23 protein-coding genes are annotated in these 21475 nt (G+C 50.5%); 11 read left to right on the forward strand and 12 right to left on the reverse strand.

The window, feature by feature from the left end:
• The first annotated feature begins 84 nt into the window (after positions 1-84).
• Positions 85-1488, forward strand: a complete 1404-nt coding sequence (fumC, locus tag FQZ95_RS23260; protein ID WP_001099088.1) for a class II fumarate hydratase — start codon at positions 85-87, stop codon at positions 1486-1488.
• Here the strand turns inward: fumC and tus are convergent.
• The 3 genes from tus to rstA all read right to left on the reverse strand — a co-directional run bounded on the left by tus (position 1485) and on the right by rstA (position 4514).
• On the reverse strand, positions 1485-2414 hold the full coding sequence (gene tus / locus FQZ95_RS23265; RefSeq protein WP_074496919.1) for a DNA replication terminus site-binding protein: 930 nt from the start codon (positions 2412-2414) through the stop codon (positions 1485-1487). The genes fumC and tus overlap by 4 nt on opposite strands.
• 75 nt (positions 2415-2489) lie before the next feature.
• Entirely contained in the window at positions 2490-3791 is a 1302-nt protein-coding gene (gene rstB / locus FQZ95_RS23270; protein WP_000732518.1) for a two-component system sensor histidine kinase RstB, read from the reverse strand.
• A 3-nt stretch (positions 3792-3794) separates the two neighbouring features.
• On the reverse strand, positions 3795-4514 hold the full coding sequence (gene rstA, locus FQZ95_RS23275; RefSeq protein WP_001092512.1) for a two-component system response regulator RstA: 720 nt from the start codon (positions 4512-4514) through the stop codon (positions 3795-3797).
• A gap of 128 nt (positions 4515-4642) precedes the next feature.
• Between rstA and FQZ95_RS23280 the strand changes: the two genes are divergently transcribed.
• Complete coding sequence (locus FQZ95_RS23280; RefSeq protein ID WP_000524867.1) at positions 4643-4978, forward strand: GlpM family protein; 336 nt, start codon at positions 4643-4645, stop codon at positions 4976-4978.
• Here the strand turns inward: FQZ95_RS23280 and folM are convergent.
• From folM to ydgH, 3 genes are all read right to left on the reverse strand, one after another.
• Entirely contained in the window at positions 4975-5697 is a 723-nt protein-coding gene (gene folM / locus FQZ95_RS23285; RefSeq protein ID WP_000520808.1) for a dihydromonapterin reductase, read from the reverse strand. The genes FQZ95_RS23280 and folM overlap by 4 nt on opposite strands.
• Before the next feature lie 36 nt (positions 5698-5733).
• A complete protein-coding gene (locus FQZ95_RS23290; RefSeq protein WP_000412394.1) occupies positions 5734-7116 on the reverse strand; it encodes an amino acid permease in 1383 nt (460 codons plus the stop codon).
• 185 nt (positions 7117-7301) lie between these two features.
• Entirely contained in the window at positions 7302-8246 is a 945-nt protein-coding gene (gene ydgH / locus FQZ95_RS23295; protein ID WP_000769317.1) for a DUF1471 family protein YdgH, read from the reverse strand.
• Positions 8247-8769: 523 nt separating this feature from the next.
• Between ydgH and pntA the strand changes: the two genes are divergently transcribed.
• Both pntA and pntB read left to right on the forward strand, forming a co-directional pair.
• A complete protein-coding gene (gene pntA, locus FQZ95_RS23300) occupies positions 8770-10302 on the forward strand; it encodes a Re/Si-specific NAD(P)(+) transhydrogenase subunit alpha (RefSeq protein ID WP_160530748.1) in 1533 nt (510 codons plus the stop codon).
• Positions 10303-10312: 10 nt separating this feature from the next.
• A complete protein-coding gene (gene pntB, locus FQZ95_RS23305) occupies positions 10313-11701 on the forward strand; it encodes a Re/Si-specific NAD(P)(+) transhydrogenase subunit beta (RefSeq protein ID WP_000014044.1) in 1389 nt (462 codons plus the stop codon).
• Positions 11702-11725: 24 nt separating this feature from the next.
• Here the strand turns inward: pntB and tqsA are convergent, their stop codons facing one another.
• Positions 11726-12760, reverse strand: coding sequence for an AI-2 transporter TqsA (tqsA, locus tag FQZ95_RS23310; RefSeq protein WP_001118215.1), 1035 nt, complete (start codon positions 12758-12760; stop codon positions 11726-11728).
• Positions 12761-12894: 134 nt separating this feature from the next.
• Here tqsA and FQZ95_RS27075 point away from each other — a divergent pair, with 134 nt between their 5' ends.
• The 3 genes from FQZ95_RS27075 (at position 12895) to mdtI (ending at position 13853) form a co-directional block, all read left to right on the forward strand.
• Positions 12895-13065, forward strand: a complete 171-nt coding sequence (locus FQZ95_RS27075; RefSeq protein ID WP_085948401.1) for a protein YdgV — start codon at positions 12895-12897, stop codon at positions 13063-13065.
• 106 nt (positions 13066-13171) lie between these two features.
• On the forward strand, positions 13172-13537 hold the full coding sequence (mdtJ, locus tag FQZ95_RS23315) for a multidrug/spermidine efflux SMR transporter subunit MdtJ (RefSeq protein WP_160530750.1): 366 nt from the start codon (positions 13172-13174) through the stop codon (positions 13535-13537).
• The gene (mdtI, locus tag FQZ95_RS23320) at positions 13524-13853 is read left to right on the forward strand and encodes a multidrug/spermidine efflux SMR transporter subunit MdtI (RefSeq protein WP_000046674.1); all 330 of its coding nucleotides are present in this window, start codon (positions 13524-13526) and stop codon (positions 13851-13853) included. Before mdtJ ends, mdtI begins: the two co-directional genes overlap by 14 nt.
• A 38-nt stretch (positions 13854-13891) precedes the next feature.
• Here the strand turns inward: mdtI and FQZ95_RS23325 are convergent, their stop codons facing one another.
• From FQZ95_RS23325 to asr, 3 genes are all read right to left on the reverse strand, one after another.
• On the reverse strand, positions 13892-14713 hold the full coding sequence (locus tag FQZ95_RS23325; protein WP_001260847.1) for a trypsin-like serine peptidase: 822 nt from the start codon (positions 14711-14713) through the stop codon (positions 13892-13894).
• 99 nt (positions 14714-14812) lie between these two features.
• A complete protein-coding gene (locus FQZ95_RS23330) occupies positions 14813-14896 on the reverse strand; it encodes a hypothetical protein (RefSeq protein WP_000233092.1) in 84 nt (27 codons plus the stop codon).
• 92 nt (positions 14897-14988) lie between these two features.
• Positions 14989-15297 (reverse strand): acid resistance repetitive basic protein Asr, encoded by a 309-nt coding sequence (gene asr / locus FQZ95_RS23335; RefSeq protein ID WP_001362115.1) that lies wholly within the window; start codon positions 15295-15297, stop codon positions 14989-14991.
• Between the two features lie 270 nt (positions 15298-15567).
• On the opposite strand from asr, the gene FQZ95_RS27080 reads away from it, so the two are divergent.
• Positions 15568-15672 (forward strand): KPN_01571 family protein, encoded by a 105-nt coding sequence (locus tag FQZ95_RS27080; RefSeq protein WP_442898508.1) that lies wholly within the window; start codon positions 15568-15570, stop codon positions 15670-15672.
• 47 nt (positions 15673-15719) lie between these two features.
• On the opposite strand, the gene FQZ95_RS23340 is transcribed toward FQZ95_RS27080, so the two are convergent.
• On the reverse strand, positions 15720-16973 hold the full coding sequence (locus FQZ95_RS23340) for an MFS transporter (RefSeq protein WP_000091858.1): 1254 nt from the start codon (positions 16971-16973) through the stop codon (positions 15720-15722).
• 106 nt (positions 16974-17079) lie between these two features.
• Here FQZ95_RS23340 and FQZ95_RS23345 point away from each other — a divergent pair, with 106 nt between their 5' ends.
• The 3 genes from FQZ95_RS23345 to bioD all read left to right on the forward strand — a co-directional run bounded on the left by FQZ95_RS23345 (position 17080) and on the right by bioD (position 20148).
• Positions 17080-17973 carry a LysR family transcriptional regulator gene (locus tag FQZ95_RS23345; protein WP_001019560.1) on the forward strand — a complete coding sequence of 298 codons (894 nt, stop codon included), beginning with the start codon at positions 17080-17082 and terminating at the stop codon, positions 17971-17973.
• 134 nt (positions 17974-18107) lie between these two features.
• Positions 18108-19328: a sugar metabolism global transcriptional regulator Mlc gene (gene mlc / locus FQZ95_RS23350; RefSeq protein WP_000225276.1), complete on the forward strand. Its 1221-nt coding sequence runs from the start codon at positions 18108-18110 to the stop codon at positions 19326-19328.
• A gap of 124 nt (positions 19329-19452) precedes the next feature.
• Positions 19453-20148, forward strand: coding sequence for a dethiobiotin synthase (gene bioD, locus FQZ95_RS23355; protein ID WP_032184291.1), 696 nt, complete (start codon positions 19453-19455; stop codon positions 20146-20148).
• Here bioD and clcB read toward each other — a convergent pair.
• Positions 20101-21393 carry a voltage-gated ClC-type chloride channel ClcB gene (clcB, locus tag FQZ95_RS23360; protein WP_072004023.1) on the reverse strand — a complete coding sequence of 431 codons (1293 nt, stop codon included), beginning with the start codon at positions 21391-21393 and terminating at the stop codon, positions 20101-20103. The two genes, bioD and clcB, sit on opposite strands and share 48 nt — an antisense overlap.
• Positions 21394-21475 lie beyond the last annotated feature (82 nt).

Here is a 21475-nt window from a genome sequence, read left to right on the forward strand (position 1 = left end):
TCAAATAGTAAATAATGAGTGAGCTAAAAGTTGCTTAACGAAAGCAAAACAGAAAGAAAAAATTAATCAGGTGAGGAGCAGGCCATGAATACAGTACGCAGCGAAAAAGATTCGATGGGGGCGATTGATGTCCCGGCAGATAAGCTGTGGGGCGCACAAACTCAACGCTCGCTGGAGCATTTCCGCATTTCGACGGAGAAAATGCCCACCTCACTGATTCATGCGCTGGCGCTAACCAAGCGCGCAGCGGCAAAAGTTAATGAAGATTTAGGCTTGCTGTCTGAAGAGAAAGCGAGCGCCATTCGGCAGGCGGCGGATGAAGTATTGGCAGGACAGCATGACGACGAATTCCCGCTGGCAATCTGGCAGACCGGCTCCGGCACGCAAAGTAATATGAACATGAACGAAGTGCTGGCTAATCGGGCCAGTGAATTACTTGGCGGCGTGCGCGGGATGGAGCGTAAAGTTCACCCTAACGACGACGTGAACAAAAGCCAAAGTTCCAATGATGTCTTTCCGACGGCGATGCACGTTGCGGCGCTACTGGCGCTGCGCAAGCAACTCATTCCGCAGCTTAAAACCCTGACACAGACGCTGAATGAGAAATCGCGCGCATTTGCCGATATCGTCAAAATTGGTCGTACCCACTTGCAGGATGCCACGCCGCTAACACTGGGGCAGGAGATTTCCGGCTGGGTAGCGATGCTGGAGCATAATCTCAAACATATCGAATACAGCCTGCCGCATGTAGCGGAACTGGCTATGGGCGGTACAGCTGTGGGTACTGGACTAAATACCCATCCGGAGTATGCGCGTCGCGTGGCAGATGAACTGGCAGTCATTACCTGCGCACCGTTTGTTACCGCGCCGAACAAATTTGAAGCGCTGGCGACCTGTGATGCCCTGGTTCAGGCGCACGGCGCGTTGAAAGGGTTGGCTGCGTCACTGATGAAAATTGCCAATGATGTCCGCTGGCTGGCCTCAGGCCCGCGCTGCGGAATTGGTGAAATCTCAATCCCGGAAAATGAGCCGGGCAGCTCAATCATGCCGGGGAAAGTGAACCCAACCCAGTGTGAGGCATTAACCATGCTCTGCTGTCAGGTGATGGGGAACGACGTGGCGATCAACATGGGGGGCGCTTCCGGTAACTTTGAACTGAACGTCTTCCGTCCGATGGTGATCCACAATTTCCTGCAATCGGTGCGCTTGCTGGCAGATGGCATGGAAAGTTTCAACAAACACTGCGCAGTGGGCATTGAACCGAATCGTGAGCGAATCAATCAATTACTCAATGAATCGCTGATGCTGGTGACTGCGCTCAACACTCACATTGGTTATGACAAAGCCGCCGAGATCGCCAAAAAAGCGCATAAAGAAGGGCTGACCTTAAAAGCTGCGGCCCTTGCGCTGGGTTATCTTAGCGAAGCCGAGTTTGACAGCTGGGTACGGCCAGAACAGATGGTCGGCAGTATGAAAGCAGGGCGTTAATCTGCAACATACAGGTGCAGCCGTGGAATGATCAAGCGAAGCGGCTGCGCCTGTGGTTTATAGCGGTGCTGCACATTGTCAGCATCGTAATTTAACAACTCGCCAACGTCCGGCACGCCCGCACCATTATCCCGATTAATCAGCGCAATAAGCGGCGTAGGGCAGGCGTGTTGTACTTGTTTTTGATCTCCCTTATACCAGACGCGGGCAATCGGCTGCACCTTCACCGGACGTTTGATTTTTAACTTCGCATTCTGCGACAGGGCAGCAATATCCTGATACTCTCGCTCCAGCTTTCTGTGCCACTCCTCGCGCGTCCACGGTGCAACACTGCGCGGTGATTTCAGGCTTTTTTCCAGCAGTGCCAGGACTTCATCACGATGCAAATTCTTAATGATATGTTTATTCGCCCAGCCAAAACGTAAAGTGGCGGGGTCGTGCAGAACAGCGAGCGTTCGGTAAGCATTAAGGGTGATCAGCCCCGGCAAATGACGATGCACCCATTCAAAACGCGCCGCTGTGGGAAGTTCTGACTCAACCGTGACGATATGCTCGAACGTAGTCTTGAGTTGATTGATGCGCTGAATATGACTGACCAACACTGCTTGCGAAAGGTTATCGACCTGGTAACACAACACGCCAGGCAGTCGAACAGCAGCCTTGCTGCTGCGATTTTCGGACTGTTGCTGAATAAACAAATGGCGGAAATGACGTATCGCCAGCGCTTGCGCCTCTTTGCCGAGATGTTGCTTTACCTCAATACGATTAAGCGGATTATGCTCATCCTCTTTTTTCACCTCCGGTAAAGAGAACACGCGGGCAACCAGCAATTTGTGCTGTTCTAGCTCAGCGGCAAATGCAGCTAGCTCTTGTTCCATCTGGCGAAAGGTAGTGTTGAGTCGGTCTACGAGATCGTAACGAGCCATAATATTAACCACTTTAGTTACAACATCCTTATTTTATAGCACAGTGGTGGTGACTTGACCACCGTGCGCGTAGTGTCAGGCAGAGGTAAATTGCGGGATGTTATGCCATAACGGCCAGCTAAACGAGAAGCGGGCACCCCCCAGTTCGCTGGTGTCACAGTTAACCGTGCCGCCCATTGCCAGTGCTATAGAGTGAACAATTGCCAGCCCTAGCCCACAGCCGCCGGTTGCGCGGTCGCGGCTGGGGTCGAGGCGAACAAAAGGTTCAAAGATGTGTTCGCGATTTTCTGGGGCGATCCCTGGGCCATCATCCTCAACAATTAATGTCGCTCTGTTCCCCGACAGTAGCAGGCTGGTTTCAACCGTTGAGTGACAGTAGCGCAGGGCGTTATTGAGCAAATTATCCAGCACGCGCTCCATTAAGCGCATATCCAACGCTGCATAATGGCCTTGCGCGAGCGTTTTAATCCGTACCGTTTTATCGGGCGTTACTGCCTGAATGTCTGCCAGATGCGTTGACAGCCACAACGGCAGGTCTGGTTCGCTAAGATGAAGCTCGTTTTGTGGGCGATCGAGTCGGGCATAAGTCAGCAGCTCTTCAATTAAAGCTTCAAGTTGACTGATATCGCGATTCAACGCCTGGGATTCGGCGGCGCTCAGGTTATCGCTCATTTCCAGTCGATAACGCAGGCGCACTAACGGTGTTCGCAGTTCGTGAGCGATACCGTCAATAAGCTGTTTTTTGCTGGCAATCAAGGCGTTGATATTGTCCGCCATCTGGTTAAATGCGACGCCAAGTCGTTCAAAGCTCGAACCTTCATCAAAGTGGATACGCTCACTGAGATGCCCATCGCCAAATCGTTGCGCCGCTGCTTCCAGTTTTAACATATCCTGCCAGTGCGGACGCATCCATATAAACACCGGAAAGGCGAGGGAAATGGCAATAAAAGCGATCAGGGCGATATCCAGCAATCGCATCTGATGGAGGTAATAAAGATACGGAACAGGACCAACTGCCAGCACGTAGTGGCTGCGCGGGATACGTTGCAAAAAGGTGTACTGATCGTCCAGAGCGACAATTTCGCCGCCACGCAGCCGGTGCATGGAAATATCATCAAGATGATATTTACTCAGCGGCTCGACACGCAGATCGAAAGAGAGATTTAAATCCATCTCCTTCAGCGTCTTACCCCAATCGTGTGGGGGGATCTCACGCAATTCGCTGCGCATCAGATACAGCGAACTGTTCATCAAATCATCCAGCGACTGTTTGCCCGCGCGTTCGGCGGTAAATTTGTACACCAGCCCAACCAGCAGAGACATCACAAGGAAGCAGACAAACAATAACAGGTAAAACTGGATAAACAGTTTTTTCATCGCTTATTCCCATGCATGAGGCGCAAAAAGATAGCCTTTGTTACGCACAGTTTTAATGCGATAAGGTTCGGCGGCGTTATCGAGCAGTTTTTTTCTTAATCGCGAAATAGCCACATCCACGCTACGATCCAGACCATCATAACTGACGCCGCGTAAGTTCTTCAGCAATGCATCGCGGTCCATGATTTGCCCGGCATGAGTGGCTAATTCCCACAATAATTCGAAATCAGCCGTCGAGAGCGAGATTTCAGCATTAGCCAGAGTGACTACGCGGTTGATGGGATCGATGGTCAACGTGCCGAAATGCAGGGCTTTGTAGGGAGTCAGCGTCGTTTCCTGAAGACCTTTGGTCAGTGTGGCTTGCTCATTCTGACGCAAATGTAAACGTAAGCGCGCTAACAATACAGCAGGGGGTGTCGTTTTGAGAATATAGTCGCAGGCACCCATTTCCAGTGCCAGGATGTGGTTCATGTCGCTATCGAGAGAGGTTAGAAGAACAATCGGTCCGGACCACTTTGCGCGTAAATCACGACAAATGGTCATGCCGTCCTTGCCGGGCAGCATGATATCGAGTAACACCAAATCCGGATTTTCTCGCAGAATAGTTTCTTCGGCCTGGTCGCCGCGCGGCTCTACGGTAACCTGCATATCATGTTTTGCCAGGTACGCGGCAATCAGTGAACCGACTTCCGCATCATCTTCCACAAATACGATAGTGTTCATATTATTCACGGTAGATATAAAAACGTCACAATACACCGCGCTGTTTTTACTTACTATCAATCGTTTCTAAACAAGTTTTCATCAGGTATTCTACTGGTGACTTGTTATGGAAGTGTTAAGGTAAAAAGATGGGGCTGGTAATCAAAGCCGCGCTCGGTGCGCTGGTAGTGCTGTTGATTGGTGTTTTAGCAAAAACGAAAAATTATTATATCGCCGGGCTGATTCCACTTTTCCCGACCTTTGCGCTCATCGCGCATTATATTGTTGCCAGCGAACGCGGCATTGAAGCCTTACGTGCAACAATCATTTTTAGTATGTGGTCGATAATTCCCTATTTTGTTTACCTGGTGTCGCTGTGGTATTTCACCGGAATTATGCGCTTGCCCGCCGCTTTTATCGGTTCTGTAGTGTGCTGGGGACTAAGCGCATGGGTGTTGATTATATGCTGGATTAAGCTGCATTAACGCAGATGACGACCGCCATCAAGAGGGAAACTGCGTCCGGTGACAAAGCAGCTGGTAAGTAAGTAATCGACCAGGTCGATCACTTCTTTCTCGCCAGGCGCGGTTTTCATCAGTGATTTATTCAGCGCCTGTTGTCGATATTCGGCATCATCATGCTCATTAAACAGGATCAGCGATGGCGCAATAGAATTCACTTTCACTTCCGGTGCCAGCTTGCGGGCAAACGAGCGGGTCATATTATCCAGTGCCGCTTTGCTTGCAGCATAGGCAATATGTTTGTCGCTACCGCGCTCCACCACATAATCGGTAAAGTGAATGATATCGCTGGCGGCGTGTCCGTGCCCACGCAGTAATCTTTCCAGCGCGTGGTTAAGTAGGTATGGGGCATTAACGTGGATCTGCATCATGCAGGCCAGTACGTCGGTGAGTGGCATACCTGGTTTTTCTGCCATCCACGCACTGGCATTGTGCAACACCGCACGCAGGCCGTGGGTGCTTTTTAGCACTTCATCGGCAAACGCCATCACACCGTCGTTGGTCGAAAAATCAGCCTGAATACACAGCGCACCCGCATTCATCAGCCCATCAATGGCAGGATAGTGTGTCCGATAGCTGACTATCACCGGTTGCTTTTGATTAATGAAATGCCATGCGAGGGCGAGGCCGATGCGACGGCCGCCTCCAGTAATTAATATTGGCAAGGGCTGGGTTTTACCCATCGTTATCTCCTTTGCTATCCAACGATGGGATGAACGTTATCCCACCAGCATCCAGGTCGCCGGAACTGAGGCAATTAACAGCATGCCAATCAGCACCATTTCCTGACGATTCAGTACATTATCATGTGTATGCGTTTTACGCGCGTACAGGAAGACCAGTAGCCCTGGCGCATACAGAACGACGGACAACAGCAGATGCATTGGACCAGAGGCGTACAATAACCATAAGCCATAAATGCAGGCACCGACACCTACCGCTTTATGCAGTGGACGGGTTGCAATTTTCAGCAAGAACGCGCCGACCAGGAAATAAGGCACCAGAATCATTTCTGAGGCGATGGTCAGCAATGTGTTGTAATCGGAACCGGTCAGCCAGATCAGTACCAGACAAATTTGCACGCAGATATTGGTCAGCCACAGTGAGGCGGATGGCGCGGCTTGTGCGTTCTGGCGCGCGAAAATGCGCGGGAATGCTTTATGGGTGGCTGCCAGGAACGGAACTTCTGCCGCCATGATGGTCCAGCTTAAGTACGCACCGCAAACGGAAACGATCAAACCGGCAGCGATGATGATTTCGCCCCACGGTCCCATCATTTCCACCATCAGACCGGCCATTGACGGGTTACGAATTTCAGCCAGTTCAGGACGTGCTACCACGCCCAGCGAAAGCAGCGTTACCAGCAAGTAAACGCCCAGAGCGGAGAGAACCGCCAGCAGTGTTGCTTTACCTACATCACGTTTATTACGCGCACGCGCCGAAACGACCACAGCACCTTCCACACCAATGAAAACCCACAGGGTGATCAGCATGGTGTTTTTCACCTGTTCCCATACCGGTACGCCAAGTGCAAGGCCAGTAAAGTCGAGCTTGAAGGTGTCCAGTTTGAACATCATCATCGCCAGCACAATAAACAGGCCCAGCGGCAACAATTTTGCCAGTGTCGCCACCAGGTTAATGCTGGCAGCGGTTTGTACCCCGCGCAGGATCAAAAAGTGAACAATCCACAATAAAGCCGAGGCACCGACGATCGATTGCCAGGTATTGCCATCGCCAAACAGACGCAATTCCGGCGTGTCCGTAAAAAAGCTTAACGCGGAAAAAACGATCACCAGATAGGAGACGTTGGCGATAACCGCGCACAGCCAGTACCCCCATGCGGAACAAAAGCCGATTAACTCACCAAACCCTTCGCGGGCATAGGTAAAGATGCCGCCGTCAAGCTCGGGGCGAATGCGTGTGAGGATCAGCATGGCAAAGGCCAGCAATAAAATGCCAGCACCAGTAATGCTCCAGCCGATGAGCAGTGCTGCCGGGCTGGCAACTGCCGCCATATTTTGCGGCAGACTGAAAACACCCGCGCCCAGCATTGAGCTTAATACCAGCGCGGTGAGTGCGCTCAGTCCCAGTTTCTTTTCCATCGATATCCAGTGGTTAAAACGTGATTAGAAGAATAAATATTAGGGCAAAACGCATAAAAATGGAGTTTGCCACTGAAGCGCGGGATTTTACGAAGAGATGTGTCTGCATGCAATGGTCGTGGGGAAATTTGTGACTAAAAATGCGAAAGGCGGCATTAAGCCGCCTTATAGTGGTAACTGAATAGTTATTTATACAGATCTGCGCTAACGGTGAGGTTATTACCACGTTCCTGCCACTGGCGGGTGATGTGGTAATACTTAGCGCCTTTCTTCGCGGCACGTTTCGCAACCTGATAGGAGACTTCGGTCATGTTGCCATAGTTGCCAGAGAATTTGATGCTGTCGAATGGAACCATCATCGCTGCTGTTGCTTTGTTCAATTCTTCGACTTTAGTACCATCAGGAAGCGTGACAGTGTAACGCCCGCCTTTTGATGACTGGGTTTCAAAGAAGCGACCAACTTCAGAACTTGGTGATGCGGTTGTCGCAACCCCTGGGATCTCTACTTTCTTCGCTGCTTCGCCACCCGCAGCCAGAGCTGCACGTCCCGCTTCGGAATCTGCCGGGATCACATCCGGGCTTTGTACGACGCGTTTCTTAGCATCTTTTTTATAGATGAACGCTGTAATGCGCTGGTTACCGCCCTGGTTAGCATCGATTTGACGAACAATGTAGAAAGCGTAAGCGCCTTTCGCTTTTGCCGCTTTGGTGATGGCGTCATTGACTTCAGGCTGGCTACGATAGAAGCCCTGAACGGTAACCGTATCAAACGGTTCAATCAGAACGGCCTGATCTTTTGGCAGTTCGACAACACCGTTGATAACGCGATTACTTGTTTCTTCGGCTTTTTCAGCATCGGCTTTATAGAGGTCAGCGACCACACGCCAGTTACCGCTGTTACCAAAATCAGAAGTGTCGACAACATAAAAAGAGGCGGCACCTTCTTTATCAGCGCGACGAGAAACGGCTTTCACCGCTTCGCCAATAGCATTAAAACGACCGGTAACCACTACACGGTCAAAAGGTTTAACCGCTGCCGCTTGCTCCGGTGTCAGTTCTGTTGCTGCGTTAACGGAAAAGGCCGTAGCAGAAAGCAGTGCCGACGCCAGGAGGGTGTTCTTAAGCTTCATAAAAATAATCCTTCGCCTTGCGCAAACCAGGTACTGGTATTGTTATTAACGAGAAACGTGGCTGATTATTGCATTTAAACGGTGTAACTGTCTGCGTCATTTTTCATATCACATTCCTTAAGCCAATTTTAATCCTGTTCAAATGACGGTCTATGCTTAAAAAACAGCCGTATCAGCATCAATACTACTGAAGCAACTGAATTGTATAAGTTAATTTAATGTTAAGTAATGATTCGTGCCGGGGCGATATCACGTTTTACCTGTCCACCGAAGATAATTATCAGTCTTTATCTAGCGTTCTAAGGTGTTTATCCCACTATCACGGCTGAATCGTTAATATTTTGCGAGTTCACGCCGAAATACTGATTTTTGGCGCTAGATCACAGGCATAATTTTCAGTACGTTATAGGGCGTTTGTTACTAATTTATTTTAACGGAGTAACATTTAGCTCGTACATGAGCGGCTTGTGTGGATCCTGACACAGGCAAACCATCATCAATAAAACCGATGGAAGGGAATATCATGCGAATTGGCATACCAAGAGAACGGTTAACCAATGAAACCCGTGTTGCAGCAACGCCAAAAACAGTGGAACAGCTGCTGAAACTGGGTTTTACCGTCGCGGTAGAGAGCGGCGCGGGTCAACTGGCAAGTTTTGACGATAAAGCGTTTGTGCAAGCGGGCGCCGAAATTGTAGAAGGGAATAACGTCTGGCAGTCAGAGATCATTCTGAAGGTCAATGCGCCGTTAGATGATGAAATTGCGTTACTGAATCCAGGGACAACGCTGGTGAGTTTTATCTGGCCTGCGCAGAATCCGGAATTAATGCAAAAACTTGCGGAACGTAACGTGACCGTGATGGCGATGGACTCTGTGCCGCGTATCTCACGCGCACAATCGCTGGACGCACTCAGTTCGATGGCGAACATCGCTGGTTATCGCGCCATTGTTGAAGCGGCACATGAATTTGGGCGCTTCTTTACCGGGCAAATCACGGCGGCAGGGAAAGTGCCACCGGCAAAAGTGATGGTGATTGGTGCGGGTGTTGCAGGTCTGGCCGCCATTGGCGCAGCCAATAGTCTCGGCGCGATTGTGCGTGCATTCGACACCCGCCCGGAAGTGAAAGAACAAGTTCAAAGTATGGGCGCGGAATTCCTCGAGCTGGACTTTAAAGAGGAAGCGGGCAACGGCGATGGCTATGCCAAAGTGATGTCGGATGCGTTCATCAAAGCGGAAATGGAGCTCTTTGCCGCCCAGGCAAAAGAGGTCGATATCATTGTCACCACCGCGCTTATTCCAGGCAAACCAGCGCCGAAGCTGATTACCCGTGAAATGGTTGACTCCATGAAGTCGGGCAGTGTGATTGTCGACCTGGCAGCCCAAAACGGCGGCAACTGTGAATACACCGTACCGGGTGAAATTTTCACTACGGAAAATGGTGTCAAAGTGATTGGTTATACCGATCTTCCGGGCCGTCTGCCGACGCAATCCTCACAGCTTTACGGCACTAACCTCGTTAATCTGCTGAAACTGTTGTGCAAAGAGAAAGACGGCAACATCACGGTTGATTTTGATGATGTGGTGATTCGCGGTGTGACCGTGATCCGTGCTGGCGAAATTACCTGGCCGGCACCGCCGATTCAGGTATCAGCTCAGCCGCAGGCGGCACAAAAAGCGGCACCGGAAGTGAAAACTGAGGAAAAATGTACCTGCTCACCGTGGCGTAAATATGCCTTGATGGCGCTGGCAATTATCCTTTTCGGCTGGCTGGCAAGCGTTGCGCCGAAAGAGTTTCTTGGGCACTTCACCGTTTTCGCGCTGGCGTGCGTTGTCGGCTATTACGTGGTGTGGAATGTTTCGCACGCGCTGCATACACCGTTGATGTCGGTCACCAACGCGATTTCAGGGATTATTGTTGTCGGAGCACTGTTGCAGATTGGCCAGGGCGGCTGGGTTAGCTTCCTTAGTTTTATCGCGGTGCTTATAGCCAGCATTAATATTTTCGGTGGCTTCACCGTGACTCAGCGCATGCTGAAAATGTTCCGCAAAAATTAAGGGGTAACATATGTCTGGAGGATTAGTTACAGCTGCATACATTGTTGCCGCGATCCTGTTTATCTTCAGTCTGGCCGGGCTTTCGAAACATGAAACGTCTCGCCAGGGTAACAACTTCGGTATCGCCGGGATGGCGATTGCGTTAATCGCAACCATCTTTGGACCGGATACGGGTAATGTTGGCTGGATATTGTTGGCGATGGTCATCGGTGGGGCAATTGGTATCCGCCTGGCGAAGAAAGTTGAAATGACCGAAATGCCAGAACTGGTGGCAATCCTGCATAGCTTCGTGGGTCTGGCAGCAGTACTGGTTGGTTTTAACAGCTATCTGCATCATGACGCGGGAATGGAACCGATTCTGGTCAATATTCACCTGACGGAAGTGTTCCTCGGTATCTTCATCGGGGCGGTAACGTTCACGGGGTCGGTGGTGGCGTTCGGCAAACTGTGTGGCAAGATTTCGTCTAAACCGTTGATGCTGCCAAACCGTCACAAAATGAACCTGGCGGCTCTGGTCGTTTCCTTCCTGCTGCTGATTGTATTTGTTCGCACGGACAGCGTCGGCCTGCAAGTGCTGGCATTGCTGATAATGACCGCCATTGCGCTGGTATTTGGCTGGCATTTAGTCGCCTCCATCGGTGGTGCAGATATGCCAGTCGTCGTGTCAATGCTGAACTCATACTCTGGTTGGGCGGCAGCGGCAGCGGGCTTTATGCTTAGCAACGACCTGCTGATCGTGACCGGCGCGCTGGTCGGTTCTTCGGGGGCAATCCTTTCTTACATTATGTGTAAGGCGATGAACCGTTCCTTTATCAGCGTTATTGCGGGTGGTTTCGGCACCGATGGCTCTTCTACTGGCGATGATCAGGAAGTGGGCGAGCACCGCGAAATCACCGCAGAAGAGACAGCGGAACTGCTGAAAAACTCCCATTCAGTGATCATTACTCCGGGGTACGGCATGGCAGTCGCGCAGGCGCAATATCCTGTCGCTGAAATAACCGAGAAACTGCGCGCTCGTGGTATCAATGTGCGTTTCGGTATCCACCCGGTTGCGGGGCGTTTGCCTGGGCATATGAACGTATTGCTGGCTGAAGCAAAAGTACCGTATGACATCGTGCTGGAAATGGACGAGATCAACGATGACTTTGCTGATACCGATACCGTACTGGTGATTGGTGCTAACGATACGGTTAACCCGGCGGCGCAGGATGATCCGAAGAGTCCGATTGCTGGTATGCCTGTGCTGGAAGTGTGGAAAGCGCAGAACGTGATTGTTTTTAAACGTTCGATGAACACTGGCTATGCTGGTGTGCAAAACCCGCTGTTCTTCAAGGAAAACACCCACATGCTGTTTGGTGACGCCAAAGCCAGCGTGGATGCAATCCTGAAAGCTCTGTAAACTTGACGGCCTCTGCGGAGGCCGTCACTCTTTATTGAGATCGCTTAACAGAACGGCGATGCTTTGACCTCCCGCTGTTTGTTCAAGCGCAATTTTGACAATAATTGTCAACGGAACGGAAAGCAGCATACCCACCGGTCCTAACAACCATCCCCAAAAAATCAACGACAGAAATACCACCAATGTGGAAAGCCCCAGCCCACGCCCCATGATCCGCGGCTCCAGAATATTGCCGAAGACCAGATTAATCAGCAGATATCCCGCCAGCACCAGCAACGCTTCGTAGAAGCCATTAAACACCAGTACCTGAGCGATAGGGGGGATTGCCGCGAGGACTGAACCAATATTCGGGATGTAATTAAGCGCAAAGGCCAGCAATCCCCAGACAAAAGCGAAGCGAACATCGAGTGCGGCGAGCATCGCCCAGGCGACCAGGCCGGTGATGATGCTGATGGCTGTTTTCAGCACCAGATAATGAGACACACTGTCAATCGCACGCTGAATCGCCGCCATCCCTTCAACCGGACGCGCCATCATTTGCTGAAATTTTCCGGGCAATTGTGGCACTTCGAGCAGCATAAACAGCACCGTCAGCAGCAATAAAAATATTGATGACATGGCATTAGATAACTGCGTCAGTAGATTGGTGAGCAAGGTCATCGCTGCGTTCGGGTCAATGTAATGCGCCAGTTGGTCAACTGAGACATCAATCCCTACGCGTTGCAACAACGGTTCAATAGCTTGAAGTGGTGTCATAATGGAGTTGCGATATTGCGGCAACGTCCTCGTCAATTCATTGAGCGCGGACCCCAGATAAGCTAGCAGCAACACCATTGCCATCACGATGATGGTCATCAAAATCGACACCGCCAGTACACGCGGCACTCGCCAGCGGACCATGTGTTGCACCAGCGGGTTAAGAATAACAGCAATAAATAATGCGAGAATAAACGGCACGATGATCTCGGCGGCAAAACGGATACCGCAGAGAATAATGACCAGCATTCCCAACATAATGACGATTTTTAGACCATTGAGCGTGATGATCGGCTTTGCCATGCTTGTCCCCGTTTTTTCTTTCTTTGCTAATAATAATGTCTTTTTCGTTCCGTCATCATAACGAAAATCAATCCGCTCGGGTAAAGAAGTGAAAATATTTTGAGTTAATTCTTAAGCTATGATACAAATCAGGCGTGTTCAACTACCGAGGACAATTATCATCCGCGATGATGAGAAGCAACACTGCGGATAATTGTAATATTATGGACAATTTGTTCAGGACGTTATTTTCTACATTTACCCATCTTCGTACCTCATCCACTATCTTGCTCGTAGGTGAGCAGCACTGGCGCAACGCGCTTTAGTCCTTTCTTCTGCCTAACCTTGCGCTATGCGCGGGGCTTGATCACTTTGCTCTGGTTTCGCTGAATTGAGCGAAAGATAAAATAATTCTCTTGCAGGAGAAGGACGATGTATATTTATTGGATTTTATTAGGTCTGGCTATTGCTACGGAAATTACCGGCACGCTGTCAATGAAATGGGCGAGCGTCAGTGAGGGTAATGGCGGTTTTATTTTAATGCTGGTGATGATTTCTCTGTCGTATATATTTCTCTCCTTCGCCGTTAAAAAAATCGCCTTAGGCGTAGCTTATGCGCTGTGGGAAGGTATCGGTATTTTATTGATTACCTTGTTTAGCGTTTTGTTATTCGACGAAAGTTTATCGCTGATGAAAATTGCCGGGTTAACGATCCTGGTGGCTGGGATTGTATTAATCAAATCAGGTACCCGTAAAGCGCGTAAACCTGAGCCGGAGGTGAACCATGGCGCAGTTTGAATGGGTACACGCCGTCTGGCTGGCATTGGCAATCGTGCTGGAAATCGTTGCTAATGTCTTTTTGAAATTTTCTGACGGCTTTCGTCGCAAAATCTATGGTTTGCTCTCCCTGGCGGCGGTGCTGGCTGCCTTTAGTGCGCTTTCTCAAGCCGTTAAAGGGATTGACTTGTCTGTAGCCTATGCATTGTGGGGCGGATTTGGTATTGCCGCCACGTTAGTCGCAGGTTGGGTTTTGTTTGGTCAACGTTTAAATCGCAAAGGCTGGATTGGTCTGGTCTTGCTGTTGGCTGGAATGATTATGGTGAAGTTTGCCTGATGAACACGCTGCCCGTGCTGTCGGGCAGCGTTTGAATGCTATTTTTGCAAAAGTTGGTCTAGCTTGTCGCGAAAACCAGTGACAGAAATGGCCCGGTTATCGGCACGCCAGCGATCTTTCGCGGCAGGAGCCGAACTTTGCACGCCAATTAACTGCCAGCCGTCATCGGTATGCAACATCAGTGGCGAACCGCTATCACCCGGCAAAGTATCGCACTGATGCGACATCACCGACGTTTGCGCCCAGCCAGTTACTTCGCAATTTTGATGACTGTATAGCGTATCGAGGTGATCTTCAGGATATCCCGCTTGAGTCACTTTTCGACCTGCCGCTTTTAATGCGGCGGTAAGTGCGGCTTTATCTCCCGCAAATAACGGCAACGGTGTAATGCCAGAAGGGGGATTACGTAGCACAATCAAACCGAAGTCCCACGGCGCAGCTGCGGGAGGAACAATCCAACCATCCCCATCTGCTTTTAACCGCTTTCCCAGTGTCGGGTCAACGCGGCCTTCTATGTCGTGGATCTCATAGCGCCAAAGACCTTTATTTGACACAAAACGCAGCGCCACCGCTTTATCGGCTTTACCCTTTGGCGGCGTCAATAAACAGTGTCCTGCCGTTAATGCCAGATTGGGTGCAATCAGCGTCGCCGTACATAAATTGCCGCTGGCCGTTTCCAGTTGCCCAACCGCATCCCACGGTGATTGGGTCGTGTCATTCACGGGCACACGATCATCATGACCAAAAAACAGGGTGCTGACCTCATCGTTTGCCGATTTGGCAACGTCTGGTTTATCTGCAAACACAAAAGCAGACGTCAAACTAATTGCACCCAACACTACAGCAATGGTTGTACGCATATCACACTCTGGTGGGTAATTATGATTATTAAAAGCAAACCCTCATAAATACTATAGACGGGACGGGATGAAAGTGGGAGTAAAATCAGATAACTACGATCAGGAAAGATAAAAACGGGTGGCAATCAGTGCGCATAAAATAAGGATGATAAGAATGAACTCAAAGCGATAACGGCCCACCATACTACCCTCCGCTAAAGGCGGTGCTAAACGTTACCCGCTTAGCACCGTAATTTTCAGGCGCGAGGGGGCGCGCCAGCATTACTGTTGAAAACTTACGCTGCGGGTTGTGCAGCAGGTTTTGCCGGTTGCTGATGGCTGTGTTTCTTGGCGTGTTTCTTCGCTGCCTGCGCTTTTTGTTCAGGGGCTTTCTGTTCAGCTTTCGCATTTTTATGATGCTTTTTAGCCGCCTGCGCTTTCTGGGCAGGTGCTGCTTTATGCTGTTTTTTATGATGTGTAGTTTTCGCCGGCGCTGCTTTGGTGGTCGTCGCAGTCGGAGCAGGTGTGGTCGCAGTCTCTGCAGCAAAGGCGGCAGAAGACAGACCCATAGCAGCGGCAACAACCAGAGCTAATACTTTTTTCATTGTCATACCCTCAATTTGTTTTTTCATTTAACCCCACTGCGGGGCCGTTGAAATAACTATATCCCTGGGAATGGCAGACTTCCGTGAGTGGTTGGTTTCAGCGTGTAACGATATGTACAAACGTTAAATAAATTACAGCGTTGATAATAACGTATTGTGACTTAAGGGAAATTTAGCTACCAATAATAGTAGTCTTGATCGGGTTAACTATTTTACTACTTACAAAGCGGTAGAATAACTGCGCATCAGTAATAAATGACACACAGCAAAATGAATCCGTTTATTTGGGTACTTATAATCCTGATAACACTAGATGCGCTGCGGGAATTGGCTGGCGCTTCGTCTATTTTAGGATGGCTATTAACGTTGGTTTGAGCAGGCAATAAGTCCGGATGGGTATTTACCGCAGTCCGGACTTATTTTTAGGCGTGCAGACGACGATGCAAACGCGTCCCGACCAGTAGAGCAATGACCAGCATCAGAGCAATAAATGCGCCGACGCCGTTCCAGCCATAGTTATGCCAGAAAACACCACCCAGCGTCCCGGCAATACTCGACCCCAGATAGTAACTGAACAGATACAGCGAGGAGGCCTGGCCTTTAGCGCGTTTTGCGCGGGGGCCGATCCAGCTGCTGGCAACGGAGTGGGCTGCGAAGAATCCGGCTGAGAAGAGTAACATTCCGGCAAAGATTAGCCACAGCGAGCTGAATAAGGTCATCAGTAAACCAAACAGCATAACCCCCGTCGAAAACAACATCACCGGACCGCGCCCATAGCGGGTGGTCATGGTTCCGGCTTTGGGTGAGCTCCATGTACCGGTCAAATAGGCCAGCGATAATAAGCCGACAACGGCCTGACTGACATGCCAGGGGGAGAGCATCAACCGATAGCCGATGTAATTAAACAGCGTGACGAACGACCCCATCAGCAAAAAGCCTTCTGCGAACAATAACGGCAATCCCCGGTCACGCCAGTGCAGACGAAAGTTGATAAATAACGTCTTTGGTCGCAGGGAAGTCGGGCGAAAATGGCGTGATTCCGGGAGGATTTTCCAGAACATCAACGCCGAGGCCAGCGCGAAACAGCCGATAGCCGCCAGAGCAATTCGCCAGTTGAAAAAGTCCGTGAAGACACCGCTAATTAAGCGTCCGCTCATGCCGCCAATTGAGTTGCCGCTGATATACAACCCCATCGAAAAGGCCACGAAACTGGGGTGGATTTCCTCGCTAAGATAAGTCATGCCAACAGCTGCCACGCCACTTAACGAAAGCCCAATCAAGGCGCGCATAATCAAAATGCCGTGCCAGCTGGTCATCATTGTCGAAAGTAACGTACAAATGGAGGCCAACAGTAGCGCCGTGACCATCACTGGTTTGCGACCAATGGCATCGGATAGCGGGCCAGTAAACAGCAAACCGATAGCCAACATCGCCGTTGAAATGGACAGTGAAATACTACTGTTCGCAGGCGTTAAGCCAAACTCCTGCGAAAGCACCGGAAGGATAGGTTGCACACAATAGAGAAGTGCGAAGGTTGCCAGTCCGGCAGAGAAAAGCGCCAGGGTGACGCGCATAAATTGCGGCGTACCGCGTTTAATAAATTGATTTGGCTGAGAAATGCTTTGCTTGTCAGTGACGCTTGCCGGAGCGCCATCAACAGTTGTAGTACGGCTCACTTGAAATCCTTGCTAAATATGCCTGTGGATCAGGCTTATGAATAGATTAGGAAAATCGAATTGTTCTGTCTAATATATTAATAATCTCAAATAAGATGTTTTAAATATGAATATTGAACTTCGTCATCTGCGTTACTTTGTTGCTGTTGCGGAAGAGCTGCATTTCGGGCGCGCCGCTGCCCGCCTGAATATTTCGCAACCACCGCTAAGTCAGCAGATTCAGGCGCTGGAGCAACAAATTGGTGCCCGACTGCTGGCAAGGACCAATCGCAGTGTATTGCTGACGGAAGCAGGAAAACAGTTTCTTGCAGATAGTCGGCAAATCCTGTCTATGGTGGATGACGCTGCCGCTCGCGCTGAAAGGCTGCATCAGGGCGAAGCGGGGGAGTTGCGCATTGGTTTTACTTCGTCCGCTCCTTTTATTCGGGCGGTGTCCGATACGTTATCGCTGTTTCGTCGTGATTATCCCGATGTCCATTTACAAACCCGCGAAATGAACACTCGCGAGCAAATCGCTCCGCTCATTGAAGGAACGCTGGATATGGGATTGCTGCGTAACACAGCGTTACCGGAGACGCTTGAACACGCAGTCATCGTCCATGAACCGCTTATGGCGATGATCCCGCACGATCATCCCCTGGCAAATAACCCGAGTGTAACGCTGGCTGAACTGGCGAAAGAACCCTTTGTCTTTTTTGATCCGCACGTAGGGACAGGGCTGTATGACGATATTCTCGGGCTGATGAGACGTTACAATTTGACGCCCGTCATCACTCAGGAGGTGGGTGAGGCAATGACCATCATCGGTCTGGTTTCCGCTGGTCTGGGTGTTTCAATTTTGCCTGCGTCATTTAAACGTGTTCAGCTCAACGAAATGCGCTGGGTGCCGATTGCTGAAGAGGATGCGGTTTCTGAAATGTGGTTGGTCTGGCCGAAACACCATGAACAAAGTCCGGCTGCGCGTAACTTTCGTATTCATCTGCTGAATGCTCTCAGGTGAGGGAAATTTCAGCGAAAAAGCCCGAAAAATGTGCTGTTAATCACATGCCTAAGTAAAAATTTGACGACACGTATTGAAGTGCTTCACCATAGCCTACAGATTATTTCGGAGCGCGAAAATATAGGGAGTATGCGGTGGTTGCTGAAAACCAGCCTGGGCACATTGATCAAATAAAGCAGACCAACGCGGGCGCGGTTTATCGCCTGATTGATCAGCTTGGTCCAGTCTCGCGTATCGATCTTTCCCGTCTGGCGCAACTGGCTCCTGCCAGTATCACCAAAATTGTCCGTGAGATGCTCGAAGCACACCTGGTGCAAGAGCTGGAAATCAAAGAAGCGGGGAACCGTGGCCGTCCGGCGGTGGGGCTGGTGGTTGAAACTGAAGCCTGGCACTATCTTTCTCTGCGCATTAGTCGCGGGGAGATTTTCCTTGCTTTGCGCGATCTGAGCAGCAAACTGGTGGTGGAGGAGTCGCAGGAACTGGCGTTAAAAGATGACTCGCCATTGTTGGATCGTATCATTTCCCATATCGATCAGTTTTTTATCCGCCATCAGAAAAAACTTGAGCGTCTGACTTCGATTGCCATTACCTTGCCGGGAATTATTGATACGGAAAATGGTATTGTACATCGCATGCCGTTCTACGAGGATGTAAAAGAGATGCCGCTCGGCGAGGCGCTGGAGCAGCATACCGGCGTACCGGTTTATATTCAGCATGATATCAGCGCATGGACGATGGCTGAGGCCTTGTTTGGTGCCTCACGCGGGGCGCGCGATGTGATTCAGGTGGTTATCGATCACAACGTGGGGGCGGGCGTCATTACCGATGGTCATCTGCTACACGCAGGCAGCAGTAGCCTCGTGGAGATTGGTCACACGCAGGTCGACCCATATGGGAAACGCTGTTATTGCGGGAATCACGGCTGCCTCGAAACCATTGCCAGTGTGGACAGTATTCTTGAGCTGGCACAGCTGCGTCTCAATCAATCCATGAGCTCGATGTTACATGGACAGCCGTTAACCGTGGACTCATTGTGTCAGGCGGCATTGCGCGGCGATCTGCTGGCAAAAGACATCATTACCGGGGTAGGCGCGCATGTCGGGCGCATTCTTGCCATCATGGTGAATTTATTTAACCCACAAAAAATACTGATTGGCTCACCGTTAAGTAAAGCGGCAGATATCCTCTTCCCGGTCATCTCGGACAGCATCCGTCAGCAGGCCCTTCCTGCGTATAGTCAGCACATTAGCGTTGAGAGTACCCAGTTTTCTAACCAGGGTACGATGGCGGGCGCTGCGCTGGTAAAAGACGCGATGTATAACGGTTCTTTGTTGATTCGTCTGTTGCAGGGTTAACATTTTTTAACTGTTCTACCAAAATTTGCGCTATCTCAATTTGGGCCAGGAAAGCATAACTTAGACTTTCAAGGTTAATTATTTTCCTGGTTTATATTTGTGAAGCATAACGGTGGAGTTAGTGATGCTGAAGCGTTTCTTTATTACCGGTACAGACACTTCTGTAGGGAAAACGGTGGTTTCCCGCGCATTGCTACAAGCGTTAGCCTCCCAGGGAAAAACGGTTGCGGGATATAAACCCGTAGCGAAGGGGAGCAAAGAGACACCCGAAGGGCTGCGTAATAAAGATGCCCTGGTGTTGCAGAGTGTTTCAACCATCGAACTGCCTTATGAAGCAGTTAATCCTATCGCGTTAAGCGAAGAAGAAAGTAGCGTGGCGCATAGTTGCCCAATCAATTACACCCTCATTTCAAACGGCCTGGCAAACCTGACCGATAAAGTCGATCATGTCGTGGTAGAAGGGACTGGCGGCTGGCGCAGTCTGATGAATGATTTACGTCCGCTCTCTGAATGGGTGGTGCAGGAACAACTGCCGGTGTTGATGGTTGTCGGTATTCAGGAAGGTTGCATTAACCATGCACTGCTAACAGCTCAGGCGATTGCCAACGACGGGCTGCCGCTCATTGGCTGGGTGGCTAACCGAATCAACCCAGGACTGGCGCATTATGCGGAAATCATTGATGTGCTCGGTAAAAAACTTCCGGCACCGCTCATTGGTGAACTGCCTTATCTGCCGCGCGCCGAACAGCGTGAACTGGGGCAATACATTCGCCTATCCATGCTGCGCAGTGTGCTGTCGGTAGATAGAGTCACGGTGTAACGTCCGCGAAATTACCGACGCAATTACGCAGGCAATCAATAAACCGGGGAGTAGCTGATACTCCCCGGTCATTTCACATATCATCAACGTCGACATAATCGGCGCGTGCGTGGTCGCCGCCAACAGTGTCGCCATCCCGGTTAATCCGAGTAAGAGTGTCATTTCTTCGCCGTCAGGAAACCATAATCCCAGGCTACGACCATACAACATGCCAATGGCAAGACCGATAAATAGCGTCGGTGTAAAGACACCACCGGGCGCGCCAGAACCACTACTCGCCAGAACAGCAAACAGTTTGCAAAGGAAGATCCCGCCAATGATCATAAACAGTGGCGGGGCGGTTAAAAAGGATTGTACGGTGCTATAGCCGTTGCCCCACACGGCAGGGGTGAACAGAGAAAGCAGACCCACGATCAACCCGCCGAGTGCTAGTTGCCAGGGGGGCGCAAGTTTGAGAATAACAAATCCTCGATGACTGGCGTTCATTAACGTTAACAACACTGGTCCGCATAGACCTGCCAGCACACCAGTACTGATAATCAGCGCATAGTCACGAGCTTGAACCGTCACTGAGAGTTGCACGCTGTAGAGTAATGCATCGCTATGATTAATCAGATTGCTAATCAGCAACGCCACGACAGCAGAAATAACCACCGGTCCGAGAGAGGCCAACATCATAGTGCCAAACAGCACTTCGGCTATAAATAAACTGCCAGCAAGCGGGGCGCGGTAAGCCGCAGCCATTCCCGCCGCAGCTCCACAGGCGATCCATAATTTCCACTCCTGGCGTGGCGTAAAACGCTGAGCAAAACAGGAGGCGGCAAGGGCAGCTAAAAGAATCATCGCACCTTCGCGACCAATTGCGCTGCCGCTAGTTACTACCAGCAGAGAGGCAAGCGATTTAACCAGGCTTGCTGCGTAATCGAATTTACCATCGGTTTGCAACGCTTCCATGTAATCGGTCGGCGCATGAGGGCGTTGCTGGGTAAATTTCTGCCAGCCCATCAGCAACAAACCCGCCGCCAGTCCGCCGAGCGCCGGAGTTAGCAGCCGTCGCCACGGAGAAAGATTCGTCGCTGCATTGACCAGACTGCCGGAGTCATTATTGAGGAACAGCCATTCCAGTAGCAGCATCGCGTGACGAAACGCGGCAACGGCAAAGGCCGCAAGAATACCGACTATTGTTGCGATAAGCAGACGGCGGAACATAGTGCGCAGATCCGGATAGCTGTGTAGATGGTGCATGAGCAGAAATGGACAATGAAACACGAGCGACTATTTTGCGGCAAAACAGGTTATCGGCAAAAGCAGTGCGTGCTTAAAGCGA

Origin of the sequence: Escherichia sp. HH41S (genome assembly GCF_009820115.1) — a bacterium.
GTDB lineage: Bacteria > Pseudomonadota > Gammaproteobacteria > Enterobacterales > Enterobacteriaceae > Escherichia > Escherichia coli_F.